Origin of the sequence: Inediibacterium massiliense (assembly GCF_001282725.1) — a bacterium.
GTDB lineage: Bacteria > Bacillota > Clostridia > Peptostreptococcales > Thermotaleaceae > Anaerophilus > Anaerophilus massiliensis.
The window spans coordinates 60,853-79,742 of record NZ_LN876583.1; the positions used below are offsets into that span (position 1 = coordinate 60,853).

Consider the following 18,890-nt stretch of genomic DNA (forward strand, 5'->3'; position numbering starts at 1 on the left):
ACACTATAGCTTTTTTGTAAGGATTACTCCTAAAACAAATCCTATTATAAATCCCACACTAGATCTGTTTTTTCCTTTTAAACTTTTAGACTTAGGAATTAATTCATCACAAGTAATATAAAGCATAGTTCCTCCTGCAAAAGAAAGACAAAATCCAATAAAACTTTGAGAAATTTCTCCTAAATATGCTCCCACAAAAGCCCCTATCCCCATAGGTATTCCTACAAACAAGGTATATAAAAATGCTTTTACTCTATGTATTCCTCCTACACGCATGGGAGCTGCCATAGAGATTCCCTCTGGCATATTATGTATTGCAATTACAATTGCGAGTCCTATGCCAAGCTTTTGAGTGGCCACGAAGGCAGAACCTATGGCTAACCCTTCTGGAAAATTATGAACGGCTACTCCAATTCCAACTAATATCCCTGTTTTAACAATATTTTCTTTTTCCCCTTTGATCAATCCTTCAAATAAAATAATGATTCCCACTCCTGCCAAAATTCCTATTATACTCATCCATATATTTCCCAAATCTATTGATTCTGGGATTAAATCAAAGCATACAATAGAAAGCATCAATCCACTCGATAAACCTAATACAAAACTTAAAAAAGTATGAGTAGGTTTTTTCATCAAAAAAGCAAAAAATCCGCCCATACCTGTACCTACTACCCCTACTAATGTCCCTATTAAAGTAATCATCCATATTTTATCCATAATATCCCTCCTATCCTTCCTAATATATCTATTCACTCTATTTTAAAAAATTCCCAGTAAACAGTAATAGATCGTTCACAAATTGATTGTTAAGTAAAGATCAGCAGAGACGGTTAAAAAATTATTGCAATAAAAAAACTATATAAAATCCATTAGGTCTCATACAATACGAATACCATGGATTTTATATAGTTTTTAGCAAACCTCTTAATTGAAGCATATAAACAATCAAATTTATTTAAACATCCCTTACTTCTGAAAACTCCTCTACCTCTTTTCCCTTAAAAGCCCATTTTAATAGAGAAGGAGTAATAAGGGTCGTAACAACCACCAACAAAATAGCTGATGCAAATTCTTTATGTCCAATAAAATTCATTTTAAATCCAAGATTTGCAATAATAATGGCAACTTCAGCTCTTGGAACCATTCCTATTCCAATCTGAAGCACCTGTCTTCCTTTAAAACCAGTCAATTTTGCTCCAAATCCGCATCCTACTATTTTTCCTAAAATAGCTAAAAATACAATCAACATTCCAAACCAAAATCCATCCCCAATAGCATCTATTTGCACTCCTAATCCTATTCCTACAAAGAAAATAGGAGTAAATACTGTCTCTGATATAATTTGTATATCATGAGTAATTTTATTGTGATAGTGGGTCATTGAAAAAATAACTCCCATAAAATATGCACCTGTTACAGCTGCAACTCCCATTTTTTCTGATAAATAAGCAAGAAATAAGCAACAAATTAAACTATAAGAAGCAACTCGTCCTTTTCTTTTAATTTTATGAATAACCTTTAATAAAACAAATCCTATCAATAATGTCATAACAAAAAAGAAAAATATTTTTCCAATAACGATCATGACACTACTTTCTTGAGAAGGTCTTAACATTCCTATCACTACTGTCAAGAGAATGATTCCTATTACATCATCAATAATAGCTCCTCCTAAGATGGCTACCCCTTGCTTTGTCTTTAACTGTCCTAATTCCTTTAATGTTTGAACTGTCAAACTTACACTAGTAGCAGTAACAATAAGACCTAACATCAAACTGCTGACCATATCTTTTGTAATCCAATAAGAAACAACACTAACCATAAGCATAGGAACACTTACTCCGGTTATAGCAATTGCTGTAGAAGATTTTCCCGAAGCTTTCAATTCATTGACATCTGTTTCAAGCCCTGCAGTAAACATCAAAAGAATAACGCCAATCTCTGACAAATCATGAATAAGCTGTGTTTTTTCTAAAAAACCAAATCCTAAGAATATTCCTACTAATATTTGTCCTAAAACTGCAGGCTGCTTTAATTTTTTACTAATAATCCCCCCAATATTAGCTGCTAATAACAAAATCCCAATGTGTAACAGAAAATCAAAGTTCGCATCCATATCCATCACACTTCTTCCATTTTATTTTTTGAATATACTATATTGATTGTATTTTTAAAAAATACTGATTATAGTTTATCACTCCATTCTTTTTCTTTCAAGTTGACCTTTCTAAAGAAAATTCAAAGGCCATAGATTTTATTAGATTTTGATACAAACCCCTAATGAAAAATATATAAACAATTAAAACTGTTTAACCGTCCCTCGATTTTACCTGGATTTTCAGAAATAAAAAAAGCTGAGAAACTTAAGTTCCTCAGCTTTTTTATTATACTACTTGTTGTAATTTTTCTGCTTGATCTGTTGTGATGAGTGCATCTAATATTTCATCAATGTCTCCATCTAAAAATTGGTCAAGCTTGTATAGTGTTAAAGTAATTCTATGGTCTGTAACTCTTCCTTGTGGGAAATTGTAGGTTCTGATTCTTTCACTTCTATCTCCTGTACCCACTTGGCTTTTTCTTTCTTCTGCTATTTCTGCATTTTGCTCTGCAAGCATTTTATCATATAATCTAGCTTTTAATACTTTAAATGCTTTTTCTTTGTTTTTAAGCTGTGATTTTTCATCTTGACATGAAATTACGATTCCTGTAGGTATGTGGGTAAGTCTTACAGCAGAGTCTGTAGTATTAACACTTTGTCCCCCATTTCCAGAAGAACGGAATACATCTACACGTACATCATTTGGATTTACTTCAATCTCTACATCATCTACTTCTGGAAGTACTGCTACTGTAGCTGTAGATGTATGAATTCTTCCTCCTGATTCTGTAGATGGAATTCTTTGCACTCTGTGTACGCCACTTTCATATTTAAGTTTTGAGTAAGCTCCTTTTCCTTTGATCATAAATATTACTTCTTTGACCCCACCTACTCCCGTTTCACTTAAGCTCATCATTTCTGCTTTCCATCTATTTCTTTCTGCATATCTTGTATACATTCTAAATAAATCTCCTGCAAAAAGTCCCGCTTCGTCTCCTCCAGCTCCTCCACGAATCTCTACAATAACATTTTTTTCATCGTTAGGATCCTTTGGAATGAGTAAAATCTTTAATTCTTCTTGAATAACTTCTATTTTGTCGCTAAGTTCATGAAGCTCCATCTTTGCCATTTCTCTAAATTCTTCGTCATGGCTTTCTTCTAAAATAGATTTTGCTTCTTCTATTCCCTCTTTTGTTTCTTTGTATTCTTTATACTTATTTACAATAGGCTCTATTTCTGCAAGCTCTTTAATGTATTTTTGCCACTGAGTTTGATCATTGATAATTTCAGGGTCCGCTACCTTTTGACTTAAATCATCATATTTATCTTGCAAAAAGTCTAGTTTATCAAACATAATTTCACCTCGCACATTTTCTGTTAACAATCTATTATATCATTTTTAGTACTTTCACACAATGTAGCTGTGATGACTCTCTCTATTCCTGATAAATCCTTAATCTTTTTTATATTTTCATAACAACCCTTCATTTTCATAAGAGAAATTACTTCATCTGCTTGATCATGTCCTACCTCTAATGCCAAAAGTCCTTTATCCCTTAAAAATAGTGGCGATTGATCTATAATTCTTCTATAATAATCCAGACCATCTTCTCCTCCATCTAAAGCAAGGATGGGTTCATATTTTTGTACTTCTACTTGTAAAGTTTTTATATCTTCTTTAGGAATATAAGGAGGGTTAGAAACTACTATATCTAATTTTTCCTTTAAGTTCTTCAAAGGCTCAAACAAATCTCCCTGTAAAAATATAATCTCTACTTCATTTTCTTTTGCATTTTTCTTTGCAATAGAAAGCGCTACAAGAGATAGATCTACTGCATACACAAAGGATTTTTTTATATATTTTGAAAGGCTTACACTAATCGCTCCACTTCCAGTTCCTAAATCAACAACCCTTATCTTTTCAGTATTTCTATTTTTTGCCCAATCTATTACTTCTTCTACTAAAATTTCTGTATCTGGTCTTGGAATAAGCACTCCTTCTTCTACATAAAAATCTAGTCCCATAAATTCTTGTTTTTTTATAATGTATTGAACAGGTACTCCTTTGATTCTTTGATCAATGCATTTCCAAAACATCTTTTCTTCTTCATCATTTAAAACATAATCTCTATGAGTAAAAATAAAAATTTTGTCTTTTTTTAATAAATCACACAAAATCACCTCTGCATCTAACAGAGGTGTTTGTATGTTGTTTCCTTCCAATTTTTTTACCGCACTCTTTAAAATCTCTATCATATTTACTGCCAAAGGTCTACCTCACTTTCATCTTTTAAAACATGCTTCATAGCAGCAATAGCCACTTCCAGTTGACTATCATCTGGTTCTTTTGTTGTAAGCTTTTGTAAAAGAAGTCCTGGATAGCTGATGATTCTGACTATTTTTGATTGACTCTTTCCTGCAAATCGGATAATTTCATAAGAAAGTCCTGCCACAACAGGCATTAAAATCAATCTAAACAATATTCTCATCCAAGGATTCGGCCATCCAATCAATGAAAATAAAAGAAGACTTACAATCATTACAATTACTAGAAAGCTTGTTCCACATCTAGGATGAAGTCTAGGAAAATTTTTTGCATTTTCTACTGTTAAATCTAGGCCGCTCTCATAACAATGTATGGTTTTATGCTCTGCTCCATGATACTCAAATACTCTTTTGATATCCTTCATTTGAGAAATGAGTGAAATATATCCTACAAAAAGCACAATCCTTAAAAATCCCTCTACTAAATTTAAAATCCAAGGCACATGTATTTTTGTCTTTAAGAAATTCGTAGCAAGAGTAGGCGAAATAATAAAAATACCAATTCCCACTAATAAAGCCATAAAAACAGACACATAAATTAAAATATCATTTACCTTGTCTCCAAATTTATTTTCGATCCAAGTTTCTATCTTTCCTTTTTCTTGATTTTGCTCTTCTTCTTCAAAAAATTCAGCAGAATAAGTTAAAGATTTTACTCCTAAAATCATTGCATCAATCAGTGCAAAGCCTCCCCTTAAAATAGGAAGTTTGGTCCACGAACTTGTTGTGATTCCTTTTACTTTTTCTGTTTTGATGACAATTTCTTGATCCGGCTTTCTTACAGCAATGGCAACATCATCTTTTCCCCTCATCATAACTCCTTCGATGACAGCCTGCCCACCTATATTTGTAGGCTTTATATGTTTTGCAAAAATCTTTTCAAATTCCAAAGCCATCTTCCTTTCAAACTCAACTTTGAGTATATACAACAAAGGTTAGGAATATACATCCCTAACCTCAGATTATACAAAATACTCTTATTTGATTCCATATTTTTGTTTGAATTTATCAACACGACCACCTTGGCTTACAAATTTTTGTTTGCCAGTGTAGAATGGATGACATTGTGAACAAATTTCAACTTTGATTTCATCTTTTACTGAACCTGTTTCAAATGTATGTCCACAAGCACATTTAACTACTGCTTTTTTATAATCTGGGTGGATTCCTGGTTTCATGCTATTCACCTCTTTCTCTTGCGTTACTCTATATCAATATTATGATAATCTAAATTTCAACTATTACATTATAGCATAATCATTTCTAGACTTCAAGAAATTTTTATTTATATTTGATTTCTCATTTTTTCTACGAATTCTAAATTGTCTTTTGTCCTTGTAAGCTTTGAAATAATAGCTTCTGTCACTTCCTGAGTAGGATTATTAGACATAGCTCTTCTAATATTCCAAATGGTTTCTATCTCTTTTTGAGTAAGAAGCAATTCTTCTTTTCTTGTTCCTGATTTATTTAAATTAATAGCTGGGAAAATTCTTTTTTCTGAGAGCTTTCGATCCAGATGAAGCTCCATATTTCCAGTTCCTTTAAATTCTTCAAAAATAACATCATCCATTCTGCTTCCCGTATCTACTAATGCAGTTGCTAATATGGTTAAACTTCCACCTTCTTCTATATTTCTAGCGGCTCCAAAAAATCTTTTTGGTTTATGTAACGCCCCAGGATCTAACCCTCCTGATAGGGTTCTTCCTGTAGTAGGAATGGTAAGATTATATGCTCTCGCTAGTCTTGTAATACTATCTAATAATATGACCACATCTTTTCCATGCTCTACAAGTCTTTGTGCTCGATTTAAAACCATCTCTGCCACTTTAATATGATGGCTTGGAAGTTCATCAAAAGTAGAATAAATTACTTCTCCTTCAATAGATCTTTGCATATCTGTTACTTCTTCAGGCCGTTCATCAATTAAAAGTACAATGATTTCTATATCTTTATGTTTTTTGGCAATACTATTTGCAATTTTCTTAAGAAGTATCGTCTTCCCTGCTTTTGGCGGAGCTACAATCAATCCTCTTTGTCCTTTTCCAATAGGAGCAATTAAATCGATGATTCTCGTAGAAAGATCTGTAGGATCATATTCAAGGGTAATTCTTTGATTGGGATAAATAGGTGTGAGATTATCAAAGTTTGGTCTTTTCGAAGCAACTTCAGGATTGTCATTGTTTACCTTTTGAACATAAAGAAGGGCTCTAAACTTTTCTCCACTTTTTGGAGGCCTTGTAATACCTGAAATTTTATCTCCTGTCTTTAAATTAAATCTTCTAATTTGAGATGGAGATACATACACATCCTCATCACTAGTTAAAAAATTATAAAATCTTAAAAATCCAAATCCACCTTCTGTAATCTCAAGTACTCCCTCTACTGTATCTACTGCAGCACTATTATTAATTTCATTGTTAATTTTTTGTGGAAAGCTTTCTCTACGCATAGGTACTATTTTTTCTTCTAAAGGTACTTCCTCAGCTTTTTGATTATTTTTATTCTGTAGAATTTGTTCTATCAACTCATTTTTTTTGTACTTATTTATATTTTTAAGACCTAGATTTTTTGCAATACTTCGCAATTCATCTAGCTTCTTTTTATCTAGATCTACAAATTCCAACACCGCACCTCCATCATATACAAAACATACCGTTTGAAATATTTTTATTTAATATAATTTATAGTGCTAGTAAAAACTAGCACTATAATTTGAATTGCCTTTATAACATCGTATCAATTGTATACGGTGAAATTTTTATTGTCAAGGCTTTTATTTTGCATATTCAGGTTTTTGATCTAGTTTGTGAATGGCTTCGATAAATCTTATGGTGCCTGTTTCAGCTCTCATAACAACAGAATGAGTTTTCGCCATATTATTTCCATAATAAGTCACACCATTTAATAAATCACCTTCAGATATTCCTGTAGCTGCAAAGAATACTTCATCTCCTTTTACTAAATCATCCATAAGAAGAACTTTGCTGCAATCCACTCCCATTTTCTCACATCTTTGTTTTTCTTCTTCTTCATAAGGCACAAGTCTTCCTTGGAATTCTCCTCCAAGACATTTGAGAGCTGCTGCTGCGATGACTCCCTCTGGAGCTCCACCTATTCCTAGCATAATATCTACTCCTCTATCTTCAAAACAAGTAGCAATAGCAGCCGCTACATCTCCTTCTTGGAATAATTTAATTCTTACTCCCAATTCCCTACATTCTTTTATAATCCCCTCATGTCTTTCACGATCTAACATAGTCACAGTTAAATCTGTAATATTTTTATTTAAAGCCTTAGCTACATTTTTTAAATTTTCTTTTACAGGAGCATCTAATTTTATCACTCCTTTTGCCTTTGGTCCTACTGCAATTTTATCCATATACATATCTGGTGCATTGAGTAGATGTCCTCTTGGAGCAATAGCTACTACAGCTACTGCATTAGGTAGTCCTTTGGCAACACAATTGGTTCCATCTACTGGATCTACTGCAATATCTACTTTGATGGCACTGCTTGTAGCTTTTCCAATTTGTTCTCCAATATAAAGCATTGGAGCTTCATCCATTTCCCCTTCTCCTATTACTACAACTCCATCAATATTTAAAGTATCTAGCATATTTCTCATGCCATCTACTGCAGCTTGATCTGCAATATTTTTATCTCCTCTTCCCATATATTTGGCTGCTCCTAATGCTGCTGCCTCTGTTACTCTCGCTAAGTTTAGTGCTAAATTTCTATCCATTAATAAATCCCCCTTGTTTATGTTTTTCCATAGTCTCTTTTAATATTTCATTTTTATTGAGTCTATGGGTAGCTTCTACAAAACGAATGGTTCCTGTTTTAGAACGCATGACTACAGACTGAGTTTTTGCTTTGTTTCCTTCAAGATATGTAACTCCTTTTAAAAGGTCTCCATCAGATACTCCTGTTGCTACAAAGAATACATCATCTGATTTTACTAGATCGTCCAAAGTAAGTACTTTATAGACACTTTCTTCATCTAGCCCTAATTTTATACATCTTTCCATTTCTTCATCTGACATGGGATTTAATTTTCCTTGCATTTCTCCTCCCATAGATTTAATAGCTGCGGCTGCGATGACTCCCTCTGGAGCTCCACCGATCCCCATAAACACATCTATTCCTGTATTCTCAAAGCAAGTAGCAATAGCAGCTGCCACATCTCCATCACTAAATAATTTGATACGACAACCTACTCTTCTTACTTCTCGAACCAAGTCATAATGTCTTGGTCGATCTTGGATGATCACTGTCATATCTTCAAGATCTTTATGAATGGCTTGAGACACTGCTCTTAGGTTTTTTTCAACCGGATCATCAATGTGGATTACACCCTTTGCCTTTGAACCTACTGCAATTTTTTTCATATAAGTATCTGGAGCATGTAAAAGTCCTCCTTTAGGTCCCATAGCAATAACTGCAATGGCATTAGGAAGTCCTTTAGCAATCAGGTTTGTACCTTCTAATGGATCTACTGCAATATCTACTTCTCGATCTGTTTCTTTACATGTTCCTACTTCTTCTCCAATATAAAGCATAGGAGCTTCATCTAATTCTCCTTCTCCAATGACTACAGTCCCTTTTATAGATACAGAAGAAAAAGCCTTTCTCATACCATCTACAGCAGCTTGATCTGCTGCATTTTTATCTCCTCTTCCCATATATCTTCCACAAGCTAATGCTGCTGTTTCTGTTACTCTTACTAATTCTAACGCTAGGTTTCTATCCATTATACTCCTCCTATTGATTGTTCCAGTCTTTTTTAAATTTTTCAATTCCTTGGTCTGTCATAGGATGCTTTAACATACTCATAAATACTTTATAAGGTATAGTTGCAATATCTGATCCTGCTAAAGCTGCATCCATTACATGTTGAGGATGTCTGATACTTGCTGCAATAATTTCTGTATCTATTCCATGAATATTAAATATATTAGATATATCGCTCACTAAATCTACGCCAGGATTTCCAATATCGTCCATTCTTCCTACAAATGGACTGACAAAGCTTGCCCCTGCCCTTGCAGCAAGTAGTGCTTGATTGGCAGAAAATATTAATGTTACATTTGTTTTGATATTTTTGCTAGACAACATTTTTACAGCTTTTAATCCTTCTGCTGTCATAGGAATTTTTATGACTATATTTTTATGTATTTTAGACAATATTTCTCCTTCTTCTACCATTTCTTCACAAGTATCTCCCATAACCTCTGCACTAATCGGTCCATCTACTAAAGTCACGATTTCTTTAATAACTGTTTGAAAGTCTCTTCCTTCTTTGGCAATTAAGCTTGGATTTGTAGTAACTCCTGATAATATTCCCCAAGTACTGATTTCTTTTATTTCTTCTATGTTGGCTGTGTCAATAAATAGTTTCAACTGTAGATCCTCCTTTTTAAACTTTTCTATCTCTATTATATACAAAACTGTGTCCAGTTAAAAGGTTTGCAGGGTTTATATTTGTAAAAAGAACGTTCATATGTTTAAATATTTAGAGAAAATCTAGTATATAGTCTCTTAAAAATCCTAACACCACTCATTTGACATCCTGTCAATAGTGGCTAATTTGGTGTCCTACCAAATTTACGGATTTTTATTCTTCTATATACTGATTTTTTTACTAAATCTTTAATATTATTCTCTAACCTTTTTACAAATATAAATCGTACAATTGGTAGTTATAAAAAGAACATTCACTTCTTTAAACATTTAGAATAAATCTAGTATATAACTTCTTTAAAATCATAACACCACTCATTTGACATCCTATCAATAGTGGCTAATTTGGCGTCCTGCCAAATTTACGGATTTTTATTCTTCTATATACTGATTTTTTTATTAAATCTTTAATATTATTCACTAACCTTTTTGTAAATATAAATCATACTATTGGTGGTTATAAAAAGGAATACAAAAAACCCCTAATAATAGGGGTTTTTTATGTATTATTTATTAAGTGGTTTTAATCCTAGGATTTCTCTTGCTTCTGCAGGTGTTGCAATTTCTCTTCCTAATTCTTTAGCAAGACGAACAGCTTTTTCTACCATTTGTCCATTGCTTTCTGCCATAACACCTTTTTCAATGTATACATTGTCTTCAAATCCTACTCTTACGTGTCCACCCATAACGATTGCTAATGCTGCCATTGGGTATTGGTTTTTACCAACACCAGCTACTGTCCATGTAGATCCTGCTGGAATGCTGTCTGCGATGAATGCTAAATCTCTAGCTGTAGCTGTCATTTGTACTCCTAGTACAAAGTCAAAATGCATTGGAGCCTTTATAAATCCTTTTTTGTGCATTTTGATTGCAATATCTACCATACCTTTGTCAAATACTTCGATTTCAGGTTTTACTCCTCTTTCGATCATTGTTTTTCCAAAAGTTTTGATAGTGTTGTCAGTGTTTACGAATACTTCGTCTCCACCAAAGTTACAAGTTCCACAGTCAAGAGTTGCCATTTCAGGATGTTTAAGTCCTAATTGTGGTTCTTCAACTTCTGTAGATTGAAGTCTTTCCATATCTGTCATTCCTACTGCTCCACCTGTAGATGGTTGAATGATTGCATCTGGACAAAGCTTTCTAATTGCATCAATACATGCTTTAAATCTAGCTTTATCTTGCGTAGGAGTTCCATCATCATTACGTACATGTAAGTGAATGATACTTGCTCCTGCTTTATAAGCAGATTCTGCTTCTCTTGCAATTTCTTCTACAGTGTATGGAACGTTTGGATTATGTTCTTTTGTTACTTCTGCACCACATATTGCAGCGGTAATGATTAATTTTTCCATTCTTGTGATCCTCCTTGGTATTTATTATTTTCTTTGGCAAGCTTTTGGTGTCACACAAGTACCGATAGCTGTAGCAACAACGATTGGTTCTTCTAATACATCAGCAGCTGAAGCACTGATATCTTTTCTTGAAACAACTACTTTTCTTGCTTCAAATTTCATTTTTCTTGAAGAATTTCCTTCTTGGATAATTTCTCCAACTACTTCAATATAATCTCCTGCATATACTGGCGCTAAGAATTTGATTTCTTCGTATCCAGCAAAAAGACCTTCGTCTCCATCTCTAATAATTAATAATTCTGTAGCAAGATCTCCAAATAGATGTACCATATGTGCTCCGTCTACTAATTCTCCACCATAATGTGCATCCTTTGCACTCATTCTTAATCTTAACATTGATTTAACATTTGCCATTTTCAATTCCTCCAATTTCTTTAGTAATAAAGATATGGAAAACCAATATCTAGTATTTTACCTATGCCTATATCATTATATCCCAAAAGCAAAATATTTACAATGGGTGAATGATGGATTTATTTTAGTTTAATTCTATAATTCTATTAGCTACAAACATACCATCATCATCATATCCATCAATAAATATAGTCGTATCTTCTCTTAAATGTCCAATCTTAATTGGATCTCCTTTGAAAGACCATATCTTTGTATCATCTGTTACAGTAACAGAAGTAGTTACATATTCTTTTTTTACTGGATCAAAATTTTTTACAGTAATTCGATTGTATTTAGAGTAAACTTTAATAACCTCTCCTGTAATGTTATCTTTATTGGCAGCTTTTTTTGCTTCAATCTTAATTATTTTATTATTTTCAAGTCTTAATGTTACATCATAGTGAATATCTAAATCATTCAGTTTTTTATTTTCATCATCAATTTTTACATCTACTCCATTAGATACTTCATAGGTCCTTGTTTCTTTATCATCTGTTAAAATAGTAATCTTTGTAGGGTCTCCTATAATAATTTGTTTGATTACCCCTTCATCTCTTGTTCTTTCTTCTCTACTTGCAGCTATAACTTCTACTACTTTGTCATAATGCACTGTAATAGTTGCTATATCTCCTTTTGACAATTCATCTAACTCTACTTTTCTTCTATCTTTTCTAATAGTAGGTCTATCCTCTATCTCTAGTTCTAGTACTTTATTGCTATTGGTTCTAAATTTTAATATTGGTTTTTCTTTAAATAATACAGAGGACTCTAAAATTCCTTCATATATTTTTTCTTTAGATTGAAGTTCAATAGTTATAGCTTTATCTCCTATAAATTTTACTTTTATTTCTTCTCCTTCTATCAATCTATCCGTAGATATTTTTTTTCCATCATATTTCATTTCTGTATTATTATCTATTTGTATTTCTTTTTTGAGCACCAAGTTATCTGTATTACGAACAGTTAAAAGATCATAATCGTATTTTTTTTCTAATTTTTCTACTTTTCCATACCAAGTAGTCACTGCATTGTCTACTTCGACCGTATCTAATTCTCCATTTTTGTTATAAATAAGCTTAATGCCATCCCCTTTATTTAAATCCTTCATCGCTTTTGTTTTTCCATTAATAAGGATGGTTACACCTTTAAGATTGTATACTTCTTCTTTTTCTTCCCCACCTTTTACCATAATCATATTGGCATCTAACGATATATAGCTAATGATTCTTTGTAATACTTTTGATCCATTATTAATATTATTAGTATTTGTATTATCAGTATTTGTATTATTTTCTACAGGTGGTGTAACTACACTCGTCTGAGTACCTAATAAATCATAAGTCTTAGAACACATAGTAGCCATTACTGCTCTATTTACAATACTATTTGGGTTAAATCTTTTCTTTTCATCTCCACCAATAATTTTTTTCTTTTCTAATAAATCTACATAAGGTTTAGCTACGGTAGAAATACTTTCTGCATCTGTAAAGGTAAGTACTGGTAATGGGTCAATTTGATCCTTCATGTCTATGGCTTTTCCAATAAATACTGCAATATCTACTTTCTTGGCAGATACTTGTTTTCCGTTTTTGATAATAATCTTTAGATCATCTGAGCGAATAATCCCATACTCTAATCCATAGGCTACAGCATCTTTTGCCCAATCTGGGACTTTATTTTGATTCATAACAGTACTATATTTTGCTGTTAATCCACTATTACTTTTTAATTTGTTAGAAATTTTCAAAGTATTGTAAATCATTTGCATAGCTTCTATGTAAGTTACAGATTGATCCGGTTTAAAAGTAGTTTTTAAGCTATAATCATCAAAATATCCACTAATAATTTTTTTGTCTGCCATTTTGTTGATATATTCTTTTGCCCAATGATTGTTTGGCACATCTGAAAAGTTGATGGCTGCAAAACTTGCCATGGTATTTGCTACAATGAATGCGCCCGTTATTATACCACATAATATTTTTTTCTTCATATGTACATAGCCTCCTTTATATCCTATACTTTTACTTCTATTATACATAATTTTTTATCTACTTCTATACTATTGTACCATAATCCTTTTAAAAATGAAAAATGTAACAAAGTAGTAATATAGAAACACCTAAAGAAATCTTTAGGTGTTTCTGAATTAAAGAGCAATATCAAATTTTAATTCTGTTTCCTTTTGAGTCCCATCATTTTGGCGAAGCTTAAAAGTCAAGGTAATATTTTTCCATGGTTCATCTTTTTTAGTAGGAATAGGCATCTTGATGACACCATTGATTTCATCATCTTTTTTAATATCATTAAACCAAGTTGGATCGATATCGTAAATAGCTCTTACATCTTCTTGTTTATATGTTTTATCTCCTGCTATAATTTTAGCACTTCTTTGGTCAATTTGCACTGGAGTACTTGCTTTATTCTCTACTTTTATATATACAGAAGCTACTTTATCATCTTCATCTATAGATATTCCTGTAACAGAGATCCACACATCTCCTATAGTCTGACTGATTGGAAGTTTTTTATAATCTATAGATGATTTTTTTTCTTCTTTTTGTTCCTCTTTTTTATCTTCTGATTTTTTATCTTCTTCTTTCTTAGGTTCCTCTTTTGGTTCTTCCTTATCTGTTTTCTTTACCTCTTCTTTTGGCTCTTCCTTTACAATAGAAATGATTTTCATTCCATCATCCCATTTCACTTGAGCTCCTAGATTTTCTGCAATAAATCTTGCAGGTACATAAGTACGATCCTTATACATCAGAACTGTATATTCACTGTCTAATGCTTTATGCTTTCCATTAAAAGTAAAAGAAATATAATCTGCAATTTGAGCAGGTACCAAAGAACCTTGAGCAAAGACAGATGCTCCTGCTCCTAACATAGATCCTATCACCAATCCTGTAATGAGTTGTTTATACTTCATTTTTAACTCCTCCCTTTTATTCTCTCACCCATAATTTATCATATTCCATAGCCAATATGTTATATTCCATCACTTTATTCCTTAATTCTTTTTTAGTTTTTTCTATTTGTAAAGTTGCTTGCTGCACCTTTAGAGGTATAGTCATACCAATTTCCATATTAACCTTTGCTTTTTTTAAATCATCTTGTGCCTGCTCTAGTGCAATTTTTTGTTGTTCATATTGATCTTTTCGTTGATTTAAAGACGTATAAATCTTTCTTAATCCATATTCATAAGCTTGCTTTTTTTCTCCTAATTCAATAGTAGCCTTTTGAGCATCAATTTCTTTTACTTTATAAGACTCTCCCCCTACATTATATACATAAAGCTTTACCCCTAAATCCTTTAGTTCTATAGACTTTTGCAAAGCCCATAAACTAGGACTTTCTTCAATAGATTTTATGATATGACCTTCTATATCTTCATCCTTGATCTTTTCAAAAGCAATATCTCCTTTTAAAGTATATCTTTCATCTGCTTTTGCTCCTATTAAATCATTTAATTGTTCATAAGCTTTTTTCAATCCCTTATCTGCCAACTCCAATTCTTTTTTTGCATTTTGATAATTTCTTTCTGATTGTTTTTTTTCTAATTCGCTACTCATTCCTTGATCATATTTTGCTTTAATTTGCTGTAAATCTTTATTATAAAAGTCTATAGCTAAAGTCGCAACTTTTTTTGCATCTTCCCATTTTAATACTTCATAATATGCACTCTTTACTTCATATGCAATTTTGTCCTTCACTTTATTGATCTGTCTATCTGCTAATTGTCTATTCACCTCTGCGCTTTTAAAATACAGATAAGCATCATGTACAGGTTTTTCTGCCTTTCCTACTCCATAAGATAGAGGAATTTCATCTATAGCATCACTAGCATCATCTTTCATTTCTTTTGCTCGATCTACATCCATCTCAGCTTGTTTTAATGTCCTGCTAAATTTTAAAGCTTTGGCTAATAAATCATCATATGTATAATCCCATTTTTTTTCTTGATTTTGTTGTTCATTACTTTCTTGTTTACTAGATTCTTTTTTCTCTACTTGATTGTTTTTCTCTATAGTGATGGTAACCACTTTAGTAATACTATTATATTTCGTATTTATTCCAAAAATATCCGCTAAATATTTTATTGGAAGCATGACTCTATCCTCTTTCATTTCTACTATAGTATCCATGATAATTTTTCTTCCATCTACATTGACTATATTGCTATTCACTTTCATTTGAATAATTTGGTCATCCTTATAAATATTTACGGTTTGATTTTGCTCATCCCATTGTATAAGCTTTGAATCGATTCCTATCACTTCTGCTATATTTCTAATTGGCATCATCGTTCTTCCGTTTTTTATATATGGTGCTGTATCTCCTTTTTTTACCTCATCTCCTACTTTGTAATTACGGTCATCCATTCTAAACTCAATAATCTGCTTTTGTACTCCATCAAAATCTGTAGGTAAAGCTATCTCTGCTGCAAAGATAGGTTGAGCTGAGATCATTCCTATCATTGCAAAAGCTGAAACTGTATTTTTGATTTTATGTTTCATATGTTTTCTCTCCTCTTTCTATACATTCTATATTATTTTCCATTATATATGAATGATATAGAATCTTCAATAATAAGTATTTTTCTTAAAGAAATTGTAATATATACAAAAAGAGCCTTTCATTTGAAAGACTCTTTTGTGTTTTAAAATGTACTATTTAATAGTAACTGTTTGAGTAGCTGCATCCCAGTTAGCTTCTGCTCCTAAAGCTTTAGCAATAAAGCTGATCGGAAGCATTGTTCTTCCATCTTTGATTTCAGCTACAGTATCCATCATTACTGGAGTACCGTTAACCATTAATTGAGGGCTTCCGATAGTTACTTGAGCAACTCTTTCTCCTTTGAATACAGTAACTGTTCTAGCAGCGTCGTTCCATACGATACTTGCTTCTGGTACACCCATAGCTTCTGCTACGTATCTTACTGATAACATTGTTCTACCATCTTTGATATATGGAGCAACATCAGCATTTTTTACTACTTCTCCAACTTGGTATTCAGCGTTTCCGATTACGAATTTAACTTCTTGACCAGCCATAGTATTTTTGTCAGCTGGAGTAATAACTCTTGCTACTACTACTTTGTCTGCTTCATCTTCGTTGAATAATCCAAGTTCATCTTTTCCACCATCTACATAGTTTCTTACTACTGCATCTCCCATAAGACTTAATTCGATATTTCCTTCTGGAACTGAACGATCTAAATCTACTTTTGCATCTGTAATTTCAATTGTAGATGCTTTAGAACTTTCTGATTTTACTGGAATTGTTAAGCTTTCATCTTTAACTTTAGCTCCAGTAAGGTCTAAATCAAGATTTCCATCTGTTACTTTGATAGTTGGAACTTCTGCCCATTTAACACCATCTTCTAATTTTAAAATTAAGTTAGTTGTTTTTCCATTCTCTTTTTTAATTGCTTCAGCTTTACCTTCTTTAATTACAATTTTATCAATTGCTTGATTTTTAACTCCAGTTCTTACGTCAGCAGCTTTCACTTCTGTTTTAACAGGTTTTACAGCTTTTCCTAAAACAATTTCTCTTGCTTTATCCATTGCATTTCCACCAACTGTAGCAACGATATCTCCTTCATGTCCTGCTTCTACAGATACATAGAATTGTAATTCAACCATTGCTTCTGGATTATCCCCATCTTTTTGAAGTTTAAATTCAGCATAGTTATCTCCAATGTCAAATTGACTCATTATCTCTTTTTCTATAGCACTATCTCCAGTACTTCCTTGATAACCTTTTAAATCATCGCTATCTTTTACTTTTACTTTAAGAATTTTTACCCAAGTTGGGAATTCTATTCTTGTTTTTCTATCAGTAATCCAAGAATTTTCTACTTCTTCTTCGATTTTTAATTTTGCTAATTTGTGAGCATCATCATCTGTTGTTGCATAATTACTTTTATTTTTACCAACATTTGTTAAATCAGCACTACCATGATCTCCAGATAATGTTCCATCATCTTCCTTCTTCTCATGCCATTCTACACTTTCATATTGACCAGCAACTAATTCTTTTGGATCTTCAGTTGCTTTTACAACAATATCATAATCTACATATTTTGCAATAGTAATATCTTCTGTTGTAACATCATCTCCACTAATAGTTGCAATCACATCGCCATTTTTAGCATTTTTATCTGCTTTAATGTTTAATTTTTTGATGTAAATTGTTCCTCTTGTTTGTGAAGCATCCTTAGCAACTTTAATTTTAAATTCTAATGTACGATCATCTGTGAAATACTCACTTCCACTTAATGAAGTTGTACCAGCAGTTTCATCCATTTTATGGATTGTAGTTTTTCCAACAAAAGCTCCACCAAGTTCTATTTCTGCAGATTTTTTATCCCATTTAAAGTTTGTAGGTAATTTTACTTTCACTTTTTTATACTCATTTCTACCGATTGCATTAATAGCTGCTTCATCAATTTGAATTGTTTTGATTTCAACAGCATCAGCAAAGCTTTCTGCACTATCAATTGTAGTTACAGTATCTCCACCTGCTCCAATAGCAAATGCATAACTATTGCTTGTAATATTACCATCAATAGATTCAATATTTACTTTTGCTTCTCCTTTATCTGTTAATTCTACAAATAAAGGGATTCTAATTTCTGCATCTTCGTCAAAGGCACCCTTAAAAGTAATTTCTACAGTTGAATCTGAAATTCTTTTTACATTAATGTCTTTCACATCACTAAATACTAGATTGCCGTCTTTTCCTTTTTGACTTTTTTGTACGATTTGATTTGCCATTGCTTTTTCAAAATTTTTGAAATGTGTTTCATCATTTACAACTTTTATTACATCACTTTCAGAATATAAAGTAGTTCCTGATACAGCATCACTATGGTCTTTATAAACTACATTGGATACTTCATCTCCATCATCTAACCATTCTGCATTTGTTAACTTTAACTTAATTCTTTCTTCTGAACTAAAATCATTTGAATCATTTTTAATTTTTACATATGGTACCTCATCTGCATTGTTTAATTCTGCATCATCTTTTGTTTTTAATACTTTTGTAACACCATTATCTGATGATGCAAATGCACTCATTGGCACTAATGATACGATTAATGCTAGTACCAATAATAAAGAAAGTTTTTTCTTCATCTTAATAAATCCTCCCTTAAATTTTTATTTTTTTGTCTTTTGAGGTTGCCCCCTAAA

16 protein-coding genes are annotated in these 18,890 nt (G+C 32.1%); all 16 read right to left on the reverse strand.

Annotated features, from left to right (window positions below; all coding sequences use genetic code 11):
- Positions 1–3: 3 nt before the first annotated feature.
- The gene (locus BN2409_RS00720; protein WP_053954747.1) at positions 4–720 is read right to left on the reverse strand and encodes a ZIP family metal transporter; all 717 of its coding nucleotides are present in this window, start codon (positions 718–720) and stop codon (positions 4–6) included.
- Between the two features lie 238 nt (positions 721–958).
- A complete protein-coding gene (locus tag BN2409_RS00725) occupies positions 959–2,125 on the reverse strand; it encodes a cation:proton antiporter (protein ID WP_242847888.1) in 1,167 nt (388 codons plus the stop codon).
- Positions 2,126–2,387: 262 nt separating this feature from the next.
- On the reverse strand, positions 2,388–3,455 hold the full coding sequence (gene prfA, locus BN2409_RS00730) for a peptide chain release factor 1 (protein WP_053954748.1): 1,068 nt from the start codon (positions 3,453–3,455) through the stop codon (positions 2,388–2,390).
- Positions 3,456–3,478: 23 nt separating this feature from the next.
- Positions 3,479–4,369: a peptide chain release factor N(5)-glutamine methyltransferase gene (gene prmC / locus BN2409_RS00735; RefSeq protein WP_242847889.1), complete on the reverse strand. Its 891-nt coding sequence runs from the start codon at positions 4,367–4,369 to the stop codon at positions 3,479–3,481.
- Entirely contained in the window at positions 4,360–5,316 is a 957-nt protein-coding gene (locus BN2409_RS00740; protein WP_330375348.1) for a DUF1385 domain-containing protein, read from the reverse strand. The genes prmC and BN2409_RS00740 overlap by 10 nt, the downstream gene beginning before the upstream one ends.
- Before the next feature lie 87 nt (positions 5,317–5,403).
- Positions 5,404–5,604 carry a 50S ribosomal protein L31 gene (rpmE, locus tag BN2409_RS00745; protein ID WP_053954749.1) on the reverse strand — a complete coding sequence of 67 codons (201 nt, stop codon included), beginning with the start codon at positions 5,602–5,604 and terminating at the stop codon, positions 5,404–5,406.
- 107 nt (positions 5,605–5,711) lie between these two features.
- Entirely contained in the window at positions 5,712–7,049 is a 1,338-nt protein-coding gene (gene rho, locus BN2409_RS00750) for a transcription termination factor Rho (RefSeq protein WP_053954750.1), read from the reverse strand.
- 150 nt (positions 7,050–7,199) lie between these two features.
- On the reverse strand, positions 7,200–8,168 hold the full coding sequence (gene glpX, locus BN2409_RS00755; RefSeq protein WP_053954751.1) for a class II fructose-bisphosphatase: 969 nt from the start codon (positions 8,166–8,168) through the stop codon (positions 7,200–7,202).
- Positions 8,161–9,177 (reverse strand): class II fructose-bisphosphatase, encoded by a 1,017-nt coding sequence (glpX, locus tag BN2409_RS00760; RefSeq protein WP_053954752.1) that lies wholly within the window; start codon positions 9,175–9,177, stop codon positions 8,161–8,163. Before glpX (BN2409_RS00760) ends, glpX (BN2409_RS00755) begins: the two co-directional genes overlap by 8 nt.
- 10 nt (positions 9,178–9,187) lie before the next feature.
- Positions 9,188–9,826 carry a fructose-6-phosphate aldolase gene (gene fsa / locus BN2409_RS00765; protein WP_053954753.1) on the reverse strand — a complete coding sequence of 213 codons (639 nt, stop codon included), beginning with the start codon at positions 9,824–9,826 and terminating at the stop codon, positions 9,188–9,190.
- A 566-nt stretch (positions 9,827–10,392) separates the two neighbouring features.
- Positions 10,393–11,241, reverse strand: coding sequence for a 3-keto-5-aminohexanoate cleavage enzyme (gene kce, locus BN2409_RS00770; protein ID WP_053954754.1), 849 nt, complete (start codon positions 11,239–11,241; stop codon positions 10,393–10,395).
- 24 nt (positions 11,242–11,265) lie between these two features.
- A complete protein-coding gene (gene kal / locus BN2409_RS00775; protein WP_053954755.1) occupies positions 11,266–11,655 on the reverse strand; it encodes a 3-aminobutyryl-CoA ammonia lyase in 390 nt (129 codons plus the stop codon).
- 124 nt (positions 11,656–11,779) lie between these two features.
- On the reverse strand, positions 11,780–13,684 hold the full coding sequence (locus BN2409_RS00780) for an S-layer homology domain-containing protein (protein WP_053954756.1): 1,905 nt from the start codon (positions 13,682–13,684) through the stop codon (positions 11,780–11,782).
- Between the two features lie 156 nt (positions 13,685–13,840).
- Entirely contained in the window at positions 13,841–14,620 is a 780-nt protein-coding gene (locus BN2409_RS00785) for a copper amine oxidase N-terminal domain-containing protein (protein ID WP_053954757.1), read from the reverse strand.
- 16 nt (positions 14,621–14,636) lie between these two features.
- A complete protein-coding gene (locus BN2409_RS00790; protein WP_053954758.1) occupies positions 14,637–16,208 on the reverse strand; it encodes a stalk domain-containing protein in 1,572 nt (523 codons plus the stop codon).
- A gap of 153 nt (positions 16,209–16,361) precedes the next feature.
- Positions 16,362–18,833: a copper amine oxidase N-terminal domain-containing protein gene (locus BN2409_RS00795; protein ID WP_053954759.1), complete on the reverse strand. Its 2,472-nt coding sequence runs from the start codon at positions 18,831–18,833 to the stop codon at positions 16,362–16,364.
- Positions 18,834–18,890 lie beyond the last annotated feature (57 nt).